Origin of the sequence: Peribacillus sp. R9-11 (assembly GCF_031345095.1) — a bacterium.
GTDB lineage: Bacteria > Bacillota > Bacilli > Bacillales > DSM-1321 > Peribacillus > Peribacillus butanolivorans.
Genome location: NZ_CP133763.1, coordinates 4,115,783 through 4,129,157, shown reverse-complemented (window position 1 = coordinate 4,129,157; position 13,375 = coordinate 4,115,783). Strand labels below are relative to the sequence as shown.

The 13,375-nt window shown below is 40.1% G+C and carries 16 protein-coding genes and 1 other annotated feature; of the genes, 15 read left to right on the top strand and 1 reads right to left on the bottom strand.

Annotation, left to right across the window (positions count from 1 at the left end; genetic code table 11):
* Positions 1-176 precede the first annotated feature (176 nt).
* The 7 genes from RE409_RS20085 (at position 177) to minD (ending at position 5,807) form a co-directional block, all read left to right on the top strand.
* Positions 177-746: a Maf family protein gene (locus tag RE409_RS20085; protein ID WP_201186040.1), complete on the top strand. Its 570-nt coding sequence runs from the start codon at positions 177-179 to the stop codon at positions 744-746.
* A gap of 60 nt (positions 747-806) precedes the next feature.
* Positions 807-1,481 (top strand): RadC family protein, encoded by a 675-nt coding sequence (gene radC / locus RE409_RS20080; protein ID WP_201187977.1) that lies wholly within the window; start codon positions 807-809, stop codon positions 1,479-1,481.
* 148 nt (positions 1,482-1,629) lie between these two features.
* Positions 1,630-2,649 carry a rod shape-determining protein gene (locus RE409_RS20075; RefSeq protein ID WP_053347162.1) on the top strand — a complete coding sequence of 340 codons (1,020 nt, stop codon included), beginning with the start codon at positions 1,630-1,632 and terminating at the stop codon, positions 2,647-2,649.
* Positions 2,650-2,814: 165 nt separating this feature from the next.
* The gene (mreC, locus tag RE409_RS20070) at positions 2,815-3,687 is read left to right on the top strand and encodes a rod shape-determining protein MreC (RefSeq protein WP_053347161.1); all 873 of its coding nucleotides are present in this window, start codon (positions 2,815-2,817) and stop codon (positions 3,685-3,687) included.
* Positions 3,684-4,202 carry a rod shape-determining protein MreD gene (mreD, locus tag RE409_RS20065; protein WP_057218889.1) on the top strand — a complete coding sequence of 173 codons (519 nt, stop codon included), beginning with the start codon at positions 3,684-3,686 and terminating at the stop codon, positions 4,200-4,202. Before mreC ends, mreD begins: the two co-directional genes overlap by 4 nt.
* A 115-nt stretch (positions 4,203-4,317) precedes the next feature.
* Positions 4,318-5,001 carry a septum site-determining protein MinC gene (gene minC / locus RE409_RS20060; RefSeq protein ID WP_053347159.1) on the top strand — a complete coding sequence of 228 codons (684 nt, stop codon included), beginning with the start codon at positions 4,318-4,320 and terminating at the stop codon, positions 4,999-5,001.
* A 2-nt stretch (positions 5,002-5,003) separates the two neighbouring features.
* On the top strand, positions 5,004-5,807 hold the full coding sequence (gene minD / locus RE409_RS20055) for a septum site-determining protein MinD (protein WP_053347158.1): 804 nt from the start codon (positions 5,004-5,006) through the stop codon (positions 5,805-5,807).
* A 165-nt stretch (positions 5,808-5,972) separates the two neighbouring features.
* Here minD and RE409_RS20050 read toward each other — a convergent pair whose 3' ends face one another.
* On the bottom strand, positions 5,973-6,416 hold the full coding sequence (locus RE409_RS20050; protein ID WP_053347157.1) for a S1 domain-containing RNA-binding protein: 444 nt from the start codon (positions 6,414-6,416) through the stop codon (positions 5,973-5,975).
* 281 nt (positions 6,417-6,697) lie between these two features.
* Here RE409_RS20050 and RE409_RS20045 point away from each other — a divergent pair, with 281 nt between their 5' ends.
* From RE409_RS20045 to obgE, 8 genes are all read left to right on the top strand, one after another.
* The gene (locus RE409_RS20045; RefSeq protein ID WP_201186038.1) at positions 6,698-7,447 is read left to right on the top strand and encodes a M23 family metallopeptidase; all 750 of its coding nucleotides are present in this window, start codon (positions 6,698-6,700) and stop codon (positions 7,445-7,447) included.
* Positions 7,440-8,306 carry a M50 family metallopeptidase gene (locus RE409_RS20040; RefSeq protein ID WP_201186036.1) on the top strand — a complete coding sequence of 289 codons (867 nt, stop codon included), beginning with the start codon at positions 7,440-7,442 and terminating at the stop codon, positions 8,304-8,306. Before RE409_RS20045 ends, RE409_RS20040 begins: the two co-directional genes overlap by 8 nt.
* Positions 8,307-8,348: 42 nt before the next feature.
* Entirely contained in the window at positions 8,349-9,818 is a 1,470-nt protein-coding gene (locus RE409_RS20035; protein WP_309557968.1) for an Rne/Rng family ribonuclease, read from the top strand.
* Positions 9,819-9,893: 75 nt separating this feature from the next.
* Positions 9,894-9,977 (top strand) — a sequence feature (ribosomal protein L21 leader region).
* 13 nt (positions 9,978-9,990) lie between these two features.
* Positions 9,991-10,299: a 50S ribosomal protein L21 gene (gene rplU, locus RE409_RS20030; RefSeq protein WP_034308849.1), complete on the top strand. Its 309-nt coding sequence runs from the start codon at positions 9,991-9,993 to the stop codon at positions 10,297-10,299.
* A 13-nt stretch (positions 10,300-10,312) separates the two neighbouring features.
* Entirely contained in the window at positions 10,313-10,645 is a 333-nt protein-coding gene (locus RE409_RS20025) for a ribosomal-processing cysteine protease Prp (RefSeq protein WP_201186032.1), read from the top strand.
* Between the two features lie 12 nt (positions 10,646-10,657).
* Positions 10,658-10,948: a 50S ribosomal protein L27 gene (gene rpmA / locus RE409_RS20020; RefSeq protein WP_034308845.1), complete on the top strand. Its 291-nt coding sequence runs from the start codon at positions 10,658-10,660 to the stop codon at positions 10,946-10,948.
* 543 nt (positions 10,949-11,491) lie between these two features.
* On the top strand, positions 11,492-12,031 hold the full coding sequence (locus tag RE409_RS20015) for a Spo0B C-terminal domain-containing protein (protein ID WP_098174964.1): 540 nt from the start codon (positions 11,492-11,494) through the stop codon (positions 12,029-12,031).
* 48 nt (positions 12,032-12,079) lie between these two features.
* The gene (gene obgE / locus RE409_RS20010) at positions 12,080-13,369 is read left to right on the top strand and encodes a GTPase ObgE (RefSeq protein ID WP_056525531.1); all 1,290 of its coding nucleotides are present in this window, start codon (positions 12,080-12,082) and stop codon (positions 13,367-13,369) included.
* Positions 13,370-13,375 lie beyond the last annotated feature (6 nt).

Sequence of the window (13,375 nt, the reverse complement as noted above, 5' to 3'; positions counted from 1 at the left end):
ATGATCTAGGGGAGTTATTTAACAGGACAAGCTCCCCTTTATGACAACTTTTTTTTATTTTCCGGGAAATAAGATACGGCCATTGTCGATTCCTAGTAAACAATAATTGTGGATTTCTCCATAATTTGATAGGATAGAAATGTATCTCCCTATGTAAAGAAAGGTGACTTTTTATTATGCAACCATTGATTTTAGCTTCATCATCACCGCGTCGTAAAGAACTTCTACAATTCCTTCAAATACCCTTCGAAAGTATGAATTCCAATGTCGATGAAAGTATTGATGAAAACATGCGTGCGGAAGAAGCGGTACAAGAATTAGCTTCTAGGAAAGCGGCAGCCATTGCGGCTGATCATCAGGAAAGCTGGGTAATCGGCTCAGATACAGTTGTTGTCCTTGATGGTGAGATATTGGGCAAGCCAATCAACCGTGCCGATGGAAAAAGAATGCTCGAGATGTTATCAGGAAGAACACATGAAGTGTACACAGGTGTCGCTATTATATTCGGTAAGCACAGCAAAGTATTTGCAGAAAAAACGGAAGTGACTTTTTGGGAGCTGTCAGAAGCTGAAATCGAACGTTATCTGGACAGCGGCGAACCTTTTGACAAGGCAGGCGGCTATGGTATTCAAGGATACGGTTCACTTCTTGTCAAACAAATTAATGGGGACTATTTCACTGTTGTCGGACTTCCGGTTTCAAGACTAGCTCGCGAACTTAAGGTGATGCAATCAGACATGACGTAATAGATTTCTCCTCTGGCACTCTCCCTTTTATAAGGAAGGGTGGATGCTTTGAGTGAAAAAATGCAAATGCGGGGTTACCCGAAAGAAGAGATGCCTCGCGAAAGATTCCTGCAAGACGGGCCGCAAAGCCTCTCCAATCAAGAATTGCTTGCTCTGCTGTTGAGGACTGGAACAAAGGAAGAATCTGTTCTTCAGCTTTCTAGTCGTCTCATCAAATCTTTCGAGGGTCTGCGTCTGTTAAAAGAAGCCTCTGTCGAAGAAATGACCGGGATTAAAGGGATTGGTGAAGCGAAAGCGATTCAAATTTTAGCCTCGGTCGAACTTGGCAGGAGAATTCAAAAATTAAATGATCCAGACCGCTATGTGATCCGCTCTCCTGAAGATGGTGCCAATTATTGCATGGAAGAAATGCGTTTTTTGACACAAGAACATTTCGTCTGTCTCTATTTAAATACGAAAAATCAAGTTCTTCATAAAACGACAGTCTTCATCGGCAGTCTCAATGCTTCGATTGTGCATCCGCGTGAGGTCTTCAAAGAAGCTTTCAGAAGGTCTGCTGCCTCTATCATCTGTCTTCATAACCACCCCTCCGGAGACCCGTCTCCCAGCAGAGAAGATATTGAAGTAACGAAAAGATTAGTCGAATGTGGTAAAATAATTGGGATTGAAGTATTGGATCATATCATTATTGGGGAGCACAAATATGTTAGTTTGAAGGAAAAAGGTTATTTATGACACTATCAAAATTTTTGATGATACGATATAATATTGTTTATGATTTTTAAAAGAGGAAACTTTTTCAAAACTCTTATTGTCAAAAAACGACAAATTATTATTTGAACTTATAAAAAGGCATTTTTGTTTACGAAAGGGAGATACCATAATGTTTGGAATTGGCGCTAGAGATATAGGAATTGATTTAGGAACAGCTAATACGCTTGTTTATGTAAAAGGAAAAGGAATTGCCGTACGTGAACCATCTGTTGTTGCTGTGCAAACAGATACAAAACAGATTGTCGCAGTCGGAAATGATGCGAAAAACATGATCGGTCGTACACCTGGAAACGTGGTTGCCCTTCGCCCGATGAAGGACGGAGTTATTGCCGATTATGAAACAACGGCTACAATGATGAAGTATTATATGAAAGAAGCTCAAAAAAAGGGCGTATTCGGTAACAAACCGTATGTCATGATTTGTGTGCCTTCTGGAATTACAGCAGTTGAACAGCGTGCAGTTATCGATGCAGCTAGACAAGCTGGAGCTCGTGATGCCTATCCAATTGAAGAACCGTTTGCAGCAGCTATCGGAGCTGATCTTCCTGTTTGGGAACCTACAGGCAGCATGGTCGTTGATATTGGCGGGGGAACAACGGAAGTAGCGATTATTTCCCTTGGTGGAATTGTAACAAGCCAATCAATTCGCATTGCTGGTGACGAGATGGATGATGCCATTATCGTTTACATTCGTAAGAACTACAATCTAATGATCGGTGAACGTACTTCTGAAGCGATTAAGATGGAAATTGGTTCTGCAGGTGACACGGAAGGTATTGAAAATATGGAAATTCGCGGCCGTGACCTTTTGACTGGATTACCAAAAACGATCGAAATTACAGCTGAGGAAATCTCTAAAGCATTAAGTGATACAGTTTCTGCGATTGTAGATTCAGTGAAAAACACTTTAGAAAAAACACCACCTGAACTTGCAGCTGACATTATGGACAGAGGTATTGTACTAACAGGCGGAGGTGCTTTGCTGCGCAATTTGGATAAAGTCATCAGTGAAGAAACGCAAATGCCAGTAATCATTGCTGAAAATCCCCTTGATTGTGTTGCAATCGGAACGGGTAAAGCATTGGACCACATTCATTTGTTCAAGACTAAATCAAGAGATTCAAGATAAGCATTACAAGCATTACTTCTCAAATAGGGCCGGCTCAACAAAAGGTTGCAATTTTGGGCCGGCTTTGCTTTTTCTTTAAGCCGTCTAAAAACATTTGATGGCTAGCTGTTATTAATGTGTTTAATCATTACAATTGAGTAAATTAAAAATAGAGGTGCAATCATCATGCCACAGTTTTTTAATAAAAAACTCCTTCTCTTGCTCGTTAGCATTATCGTTCTCGTGGCATTGATCGGTTTTTCATTAAGAGAGAGAGAAGAGTTAACTTGGCCCGAGAAATTCTTAAAGGATACAACAGGCTGGGTCGGAAATGTGTTTAATAAACCTGTATCGGGTATAACGGGGTTTGTAGGGGACTTAAAAGAACTTCAACATACATACGATGAAAACAAAAAGTTGAAAGCCCGTTTGGATGAATATGTTTTATTGAAAACCCAGGTTCAAGATTTAAAAGAGGAAAATGAAGAACTTCGTGATAACCTCGGTAAGGAAGACGATCTGCGGAAGTATTCGCCAATTCAGGCGACGGTTATAGGGCGTAATCCTGAACGCTGGCATGAAATGCTTACGATTAATAAAGGAAAGCGTAATGGAGTAGAAAAAAATATGGCTGTCATTACATCCACTGGTTTAGTTGGTAAGGTAAAAGTAGCCACTGATTTCACTGCTTCTGTTCAACTTTTAAGCTCAATCGACAAAGCTAACCGCGTCTCTGCAATCATTCAAGGCAAAGATAAAGCATTTGGTTTGATTGAAGGGTTCGATGATGAAAAGAATCTTTTATTAATGAAACGGATTCCTTATGATAAAAAAATCAAGAAAAATTCATTGGTCATTACTTCTGGTTATGGAGGGATCTTCCCGAAAGGTCTGCCAATCGGAAAAGTGGTCGATGTTAAAGTGGATCAATATGGATTGAACCAAACCGCGTATATTGAACCATCGACGGATTTTTATGATATTAATAATGTAATGGTCGTCAAACGTGAAGTTGGCGGCGTAGAAGATGAGATGGATGGGGAGGATGAAGTTAAGTGAAACATTTCATCCTTTCTTTTATAGCCTTGCTTTTTTTTGTTTTTGAAAGCATCTTTGCCCAGTTATTTGCAAGTGATGTATTTGGCGCTGATAAAATCCTAGTTCCTCGGTTTATTATGATTTTTGTTTTTTTCCTGACTATGTTCGGATCTAGAAAAATAGGGATGCTTTATGGAGCAATTCTTGGGTTAACATATGATGCCGTATATACAGAAATTTTAGGGGTTTACATGTTCCTTATCCCTTTTCTTGCGTATTTGATTTCAAAATGCATGAAAATCTTGCAAAATAATATACTTATTTCCTGCCTTGTAGCTCTCTTGTTTACGGCAGTTTTAGAGGTCGTTATTTTTCAAATGAATATCATCCTATCTTTTGCAGATATGGGATTTGCGGAATATATGGACCGGAGATTCGTCCCGACATTATTATTGAACCTCGTATTTATTATTATTAGTTGCTATCCATTAAAGAGAATTATCGAAAAGCTTGATTTGCAAGGAGAATTAGAATAACGTTTCTGTGTTCTAATAGTAGGTTAAAAATGTATTTTCACTTTTCCATGTAAGTAGAAAAAGGAAATTTGTTTTCCTATGTCGAATTATATTTCATTGAGGTGAAACAAACGTCATGAATAAAAGAATTCAGCAAAATGTTATGATTAAGGGAACAAAAGACGGGTTTATGCTTCATCTCGATGATTCTTGCTCATTTTCCGAATTATTGAAAGAGTTAGAAGCGAAGCTTTCTGCAAACTATCAGTTTCAAGAAAATGACCCGTCTATTTCCGTAAAAGTACATACAGGGAACCGCTATCTAGATGATGAACAAGTGGAAAAGATTAAAGAGGTTATCCATAAAAAGAAGAAACTTTTCGTTGACGAGATGCTTTCGAATGTCCTGACAAAGGATGAAGCGAAACGCTGGAAAGATGAAAACCAAGTGACAACTGTGACCAAGGTGATAAGATCGGGACAGGTGTTTGAAGTTCCCGGCGATCTACTGCTAATTGGAGATGTTAATCCGGACGGAACGGTTCGTGCGGGTGGTAACATATATATTATGGGACAGTTAAAAGGGATAGCCCATGCCGGATATAAGGGGAATAATGAGGCTATTATTGCAGCCTCTGTTATGAAACCCGCTCAGTTGCGTATTGCTGGACAAGTGAATTTATCTCCTGACCAATATACGAAATGGGGGCATGACTTGGAATGTGCCTTCATGGACGAAGAAGAAAATATAATAATAGAAAAGCTGCAAGTTTTAAAGAAATATAGACCTAATTTAAATAGATTAGAAGGGGGTCTCTAATCGTGGGAGAGGCAATAGTTATTACATCTGGTAAAGGTGGTGTCGGAAAAACAACCACCTCCGCCAACTTAGGAACATCGTTAGCTCTTCTAGGTAAAAAGGTTTGTTTGATTGATACGGATATTGGTCTTCGGAACTTAGATGTGATTATGGGATTGGAAAATCGAATCATCTACGATTTGGTCGATGTGGTCGAAGGGCGCTGCAAAATACATCAAGCGCTTATTAAAGATAAGCATTTCGAGGATCTGCTTTATTTGCTTCCGGCTCCACAAAATAGTGATAAATCAGCGGTAAACGAAGAGCAGATGAGGAAACTCATTAGTGATATGAAACCGGACTATGATTATATCCTCATTGACTGTCCTGCAGGTATTGAGCAGGGCTTTAGGAATGCCATAGCTGGTGCTGACAAAGCAATTATCGTGACGACTGCCGAAAGACCGGCTGTCAGGGATGCGGACCGTATTATTGGTCTGCTCGAAAAAGAAGAGCAGATTGAACCGCCTCAATTGATTATCAACCGGATACGCGGCCATTTACTTCATGAAGATGAGGAAATGGATATCGATGGAGTAACCGATTTTCTTAAAATTGATTTGATCGGCGTCATTCCGGATGATGATCAGGTCATTGTAGCAGCTAATAAAAAGGAACCCATTGCCTATAATCCGGACAATAGAGTCTCGCTTGCCTATAGGAACATTGCCCGAAGGATTCTTGGTGAATCTGTGCCCTTGACTCCGATAGGCGTCGAACCAAAAGGTTTTATGTCAAAATTGAAAAAATTCTTTAGCGTGCGGTAAATTTGAATCAAAAATTATGAAGTGAGTGCATTCAATGCCCTCGCTTTTTTTCTTTTATCCTATCGCAAGCTTAAGGATGGAGAGTTAGATTATATAAAAAAGGCAAGCCATCTATCTTGGCTTGCCTTTTTTATGTGTTGATTAAGTATTAATAAATGCGACAGGTTATCCGCGTCTTCCGCCTCTACCGCCACGTTTTGATTCGGTGCTACGTTTAAGAGTAGATAAATTTTCTTCACTAGTCTTTAAAAAGCGAACCATTTTATCTTCGAAATTTTCCTTTGGTTGGAAATTACCTTTTGAACGAAAGTCTTTAGAACGGCTATCCCCTTGGCGTGGTGGGCGTTTGGTATAAGAAGAGGTTTGCCCTTCGGGTTTATCTATAGCCTTTTTGATGGACAAGGCAGTTTTTCCGTCTTTCTCACTAATCACTTTTACTTCAATTTGGTCGCCTACTTTAAGATGGTCATTAACGTCTTTTACATAGCTATCCGCTACCTCACTGATATGCACAAGACCTGTTGAGCCTCCTGGTAATTCTACGAATGCTCCAAAATTAGTGATACCTGTTACTTTACCTTGTACTTTGCTGCCTATTTCGATTGACATAAAAAAATGTTCCCCCTCAATAATGTTAAAACAACTTCATTATAACAAATTAAGAAGAACAATATCAATTGGATTTTTTTTCTCCATGATTTCATTTTCTAAATCAAAGCATAAAATACATCAAAACTCATAGTTTTCAATTAAATTGTTGTTCCGAAATTTATTTTAGAAAGAAAAATTCAGAGGTGTTTAGAAAGAAAATCTTTTCTCCGTCATAGTCTGGACAAGTTGCTCATACGTTGTAATATAGCGCTTTGACATGAGCAGGGGGTGGATTTGGAATGGATGATCGCAGGAAAGATATCCGCAATCGTATTGCCAAGAGACGGAAGTTTAATGATAAACCAGCAGGAAATGGTAGTTGGACGGAGATCAATAATGAGGAACCGTATGGTTTTGATTCATTTAACGGGTATTCCGAGAAAGATCATCCGCTCTTTAAGAAAGAATATTTCTTTTTTAAAATCTTGGCCAGTGTATGTCTATTTCTTATTATTGCGGTGATGTTTAAGCATCCTTCAACGCGGCTGGATTCTGCAAGGAGTTTTGTCACGGAAAACATGAAGCAGGAATTTCAGTTTGCTTCGATTTCCAATTGGTATGAAAGTGCGTTTGGTAAGCCTATCGCTTTTTTACCGACTAAATCTGGGAAAGAAACAGTCGATTCAGGTGAAGGCTATGCGATGCCTGCTTCTGGGAAGATTACCCAAACCTTTGAGACAAACGGCGAGGGAATCATATTGGAAACAAGCAAAGGGTCTAAGGTTGAATCGATCAATGAAGGGGTGGTCATTTTTGCCGGTGAAAAGGAGGGGATTGGAAAGACGGTTGTTATTCAGCATGCTAACAAGAGTGAATCCTGGTATGGGCAACTAGAAAAGATTGATGTGAAACTTTATGAGTTTGTTAATAAAGGGAACGAAGTCGGACAGGTTACAGTAAGTGAAGACGGTTCCAAGGGCAGGTTTTATTTAGCAATAAAAGAAAATGACGCCTTCATCGATCCTAAAAAGGTGATAACCTTTGAGTGAGTATGGAAAATTGCTATTTAAAATCAGAGTACATCCGACACTGTGGTTCGTCATTGGAATCGCCATCCTTACGGCCCATTTCGTTGAAGTGATGATGTTGTTACTCATCGTTTTTATTCATGAGATGGGGCATGCAACCTGTGCTCAGCACTTTAAATGGCGAATTAAGTCAATCCATCTGCTTCCTTTTGGAGGGGCGGTCGAGACTGAGGAGTATGGAAATAAAAGTTTGAAGGAGGATTTGGCCGTCGTGCTTGCCGGTCCGCTTCAACATGTTTGGCTCATCGGAGCGGCTTTTTTGCTCTATTCCCTTTCCTTTATTTCCTATGAGCTTTATCAGCCTTTCTTATATATGAATCTTATGTTGTTGGTTTTTAATTTGCTGCCAATTTGGCCATTGGACGGAGGGAGGCTTTTATTCATTGGTGTATCTCTTTACTGCACCTTTCTTGAAGCACAGAAATATACGCTCTATTTTTCTGCCGCATTCGCACTCCTGGCTTTTTTAACTTGGCTCATTCTCGAACCACTTAACTTGAATATCTGGCTGATCATCTTGTTTATTAGTCTGTCACTTGTCATGGAATGGCGGCAGCGGTATTACGCTTTTATCCGCTTTCTTTTACAGCGTCATTATGGTCATACAAACGATTTGGCGAAACTAAAGCCGATTATGGTGGATTCCCAAGAACCGATTTATAAGGTGCTGGAAATGTTTCAACGCGGCTGTAAGCACCCCGTTATCATTATGAAAAACGGCAAAGAGAGTGGTTCGTTGGATGAAACGGAAATCCTCCATGCCTATTTTTCAGAGAAAATGACAAATGGGAAAATAGGTGACCTATTATATTCTTATTAAATATGATATCCTTTCTTCAAATTGAGGAGAGGATTTTTTTTAATGAAAAAGATGATCGCTAACCTATCTTCGCGCGAAAAAAGAGTGGCTGTGCTGGAGAATGATGTGCTACGTAAAATTGAAATCATGCCGCCTCACCAATGCAGTACGGTCGGTAATATTTATCTTGGGAAAGTAACAAAGGTATTACCGGGTATGGATGCAGTCTTTATTGATTATGGAGTAGACAAGAATGGCTTTTTGCATCGTGACGAAATTCCGTCTTTCCAACTGACAAAACGAGACGGAAAAGCGGCAATTGGTCAATACGTCCGCCAAGGAGAAAAGCTGCTAGTTCAGGTGACTAGGGATGCAACCGGTACAAAAGGAGCAAAATTGACAGGGTTGATCGAGTTTTCAACAGATTCCCTCGTTTACATACATGGAATAGATTATGTTGGCGTTTCTAAGAAATTCAAAAACGAGCACTTGCAAAAACAGTGGCGGGAAACGGCTGTACAGTTTAAACAGCCTAATGAGGGGTTGATTGTCCGCACATCGATGGAGAATGAAAGCGAAACTGTTTTTTTGAACAGATTATCTTCATTGCGTCAGCTCTATAAAAATCTTGAACTGAAAGTAGCCTCTCTAAAGGCTCCAGCTCTCCTCTATGAGAGAGATAATTTCTTAGAGATGATTATCTCTGAAATGTCGAGAACGGGTTCAGGGGAACTTGCTACCGATGATTTCGAGGCATATCAAGAGTTAAAAAAATGGATACAGGAAAACGGTAAGGAATGGATATTATCCTATGAAACGGGACCAAAAAACATTTTTTCTGAACGGAATGTGGATGGGCAAGTTGAGAAAGTGATGAAGAAAATAGTCTGGCTCGATAACGGAGGCTATTTAATTTTTGAAGAAACGGAAGCGTTCACTGTAATCGACGTCAATTCGGGTAAGTTCACTGGTAAAGTGGAAAAGGAAGCAACGCTGTTTGCAGTGAATCAGGCGGCAGCGAAAGAGGTTGCCCGTCAACTGAGATTGAGAAATATTAGCGGGATTATCCTAATAGATTTCATCAATATGGAGAAGTCACAGCATAAGCTTGAAATTATCGACATTGTCAAAAAGGAAGTAGCGAGGGATGAGAAGCGCGTCCAGGTTATTGGCTTTACAGAACTAGGCATCTTACAGGTTACGAGAAAGAGAACCTCACCGTCACTTAGCGAAATATTGACGATACCCTGTCCTGTATGCAGCGGAAGCGGGAAAGTTGAGAGTGCTGAAACAGTGGCCTTCCGGTTGGAGCGAGAATTGCTGGAACATCGCAAAGCGGATGATGAAGCGGTCTGGGTGGAAGTAAACAAAGCGGTGGCAGACGTGTTACTAGGTGAAAATGAATCATATAGGCCGACATTGGAAGAATTGATTTCTAAAAAGTTATTTCTTTCATTTCTCTCCGGTTCTATAAATACGTATTCTATTAAGCGCTTTGGGAGCATTCAGGAAATCGAGCGAGCTTTCAAGTGATGGACGAGAATTCTTACAAATATATTGACAGCTCTTCCGGTTTCATGATAGGATTTTAATGTTATGTTTGTAGCACCCGTGCTACAACCGCTCAACAACAGGTCTTAAGCTTTTGTCTTTTTGACAAGACGCCTGTGATTGGCGAGTCTGAGACATTTAAGGAGGTGCAAGTATGTACGCAATTATCGAAACTGGCGGTAAACAAATTAAAGTAGCAGCTGGCGAAGCGGTTTACATTGAAAAATTAAACGCAGAAGCAGGCGAAACTGTTACATTTGACAAAGTTTTATTCGTAGGTGGCGAAGACGTGAAAGTCGGTGCTCCACTAGTGGAAGGCGCTACTGTAACAGGTACTGTCGAGAAACAAGGTAAGCAAAAGAAAATCACTGTTTTCAAATACAAAGCGAAGAAAAACAATCGTAAAAAACAAGGTCATCGTCAACCATACACAAAAGTTGTTATCGAAGCAATCAACGCGTAAGGGCTGATTCTAGATGATTAAAGTTGTCTTTGATGCTCCGCAGGAACGGATTACTTCGTTCACCTTAAGCGGACATGCTAATTTTGCTAAAAAAGGTTCAGATATCGTTTGTGCAGGTGTATCGGCTGTTTCCTTCGGGTCAGTCAATGCGATTATGTCCTTAACGGATGTAGAGCCTGAGATTGAGCAAGGGAGAGAGGGCGGCTATCTTCGCTGCGTCATTCCGGAGAATCTTTCACCGGAATCCGAAGAAAAGGTGCAGCTGCTCTTGAACAGTATGCTCATATCGCTGCAAACTATCGAACGTGATTATGGTAAATACATGAAAATTATCCTCAACCAATAGGAGGTGGAACAAATGTTAAGATTAAATCTTCAGTTCTTCGCTTCGAAAAAAGGAGTAGGTTCTACAAAGAACGGACGTGACTCTCAATCTAAGCGTCTTGGCGCTAAACGTGCAGATGGTCAATTCGTTTCTGGTGGTTCTATCCTTTACCGTCAACGCGGAACAAAAATCTATCCAGGTGAGAACGTAGGCCGTGGTGGAGACGATACTCTATACGCTAAAGTAGACGGTGTTGTTAAATTCGAACGTTTCGGACGTGACCGTAAAAAAGTAAGCGTATATCCAGTTGCACAAGAAGCATAATTGGCATCTTTGAACAGAGGCTGACTCAAAAGGGTCTGATTCCTTCTACAAGACACTATATATCGCGTCATTTTTAATAATGGTATGGTATATAGTGAAGAAGGGGTCCGGCCCTTTATTTATACTATAGGAACGATAAATAACCAGCTTTTTGCAGGAGACTTTAGTCATTAGTATAAGAAAAACAACCTCTGACTTACAAAAGGCTCGCCAATAGGCGGGCTTTCTTACCTTTTAGGGGAAAATCTAAGATTACTTTATCCATCACATTTGGTTAGGCCAAATAGACAGTCCAATTCAACTATAATATCTCCAATTGGTGCATAAATAAGGCCCATTCTCTTTATAAGTTCAAATGGCTCTACCATCGTCCAAAGAACTCAGGGTGTGTGGCTGTATTTTTTGGACGGGGGCTTTCATGTGAAGGCATGTGAATCGAGCTTCATTTCCTGTTTGTTGTTTTTTTGATATACTGTACAAATGGAAGTATTCAACATGATAGAGCTGAAAAAAGTTTCTTTATCATAATTGAAGGTGTTAATAATGGATAAAAATTGGACGACTATTGAAACTCTTCGTCAAACCAGGCATGATTGGCTGAATAGAATTCAAATAATAAAAGGGAATCTGGAGTTAAACAAAATTGATCGTGTCAAAGGCATTATTGATGAAATCATTATTGAAACCCAGAATGAAGCACGCCTTACCAATTTGAATTTGCCAAAGTTCAGCGAGATGTTGTTGACGTCGAATTGGAATAACGGATCATTTTATTGCGAATATGAAATTATTGATGTTTTTGAAGGCTCTACTGAGCTGGACGAGCTGATGTATCGTTGGACGAATGATTACTTTAAAGTTTTGGAAAAGAATCTAGACCCATTTTTTGAAAATATTCTAGCTGTTTCTATGTGTAAGAAAGAGATAAGCGATATGCGTTGTTCATTTCATATGCAAGGCAGATTTATCGACCAAGCCGCTGTGATGGGATTTTTAGAAAAGTCGTTAACTGCGGAGCAATCAATTGATATTCTCGAATGTAATGAAGATGAATTATTTTTTAAGATGGATATTAAGTTTTAGAGAAGTATACAGCAAGAAATGACTTGCAGAAAACAAGGAAGTGATAGCATGTTTGTCGATCAAACGAAAGTCTATATAAAAGGCGGAGACGGTGGTAACGGGATAGTTGCTTATCGTCGTGAAAAATTCATACCAAAAGGCGGACCTGCCGGCGGAGACGGTGGTAATGGAGCGAACGTCGTTTTTGAAGTAGAAGAAGGCCTGCGTACGTTAATGGATTTCCGTTATCAGCGCCACTTTAAGGCACCGCGCGGAGAACATGGCATGTCCAAAAACATGCATGGTGCTGCTGCTAAAGATATGATTATTAAAGTTCCACCAGGTACAGTTGTAATTGATGAAAAAACCAAGGAAGTTATTGCTGATTTAGTAGAACACGGACAACGCGCCGTTATCGCTAAGGGTGGACGCGGAGGTCGTGGAAACTCTCGTTTTGCGACTCCAGCTAATCCTGCTCCAGAAATTGCGGAAAACGGTGAACCTGGCCAAGAGCGCGATATAATTATGGAATTGAAATTATTGGCTGATGTAGGTTTGGTTGGTTTTCCAAGTGTCGGAAAATCCACTTTACTTTCTGTCGTATCTGCAGCAAGACCTAAAATTGCCGAATACCATTTTACAACGATTGTACCAAACCTTGGAATGGTAGAAACGGAAGATCACCGTAGCTTTGTAATGGCCGATTTGCCTGGCCTGATTGAAGGTGCTTCTGAAGGAGTAGGTCTTGGACATCAATTCTTACGCCATATTGAAAGAACAAGGGTAATTGTTCATGTAATTGATATGTCAGGCCTTGAAGGTAGAGATCCTTATGAAGACTACCTGACAATCAACAAAGAGCTTGAAGAGTATAACCTGCGCTTGACTGAACGTCCGCAAATCATTGTAGCAAGTAAAATGGATATGCCGGATTCAGCAGAGAATTTAGCCGCATTCAAAGAAAAGCTTGAAGAAGACTTCCCGGTCTTCCCGATTTCTGCCGTAACACGTGTAGGAATCCGAGAGCTACTTTATGCGATTGCTGATAAAATCGAAGAAACACCTGAGTTCCCTCTTGATCATGAAGAAGAGAATACTGGAATCCACCGTGTTCTTTATAAACATACATCACAGTCAGATGAATTTGACATTGAACGCGAATCGGATGGAAGTTTTGCCGTCTCTGGATTCAAGATCGAGCGTCTATTCAAAATGACTGACTTCACTCGTGAAGAGTCCATCCGTCGTTTCGCTAGACAACTTCGTTCATTCGGAGTCGACGAAGGCCTTCGCCAAAAAGGTGCGACAAATGGTGATATCGTCCGTATCCTTGAATATGAATTTGAATTCGTTGATTGATTAGAT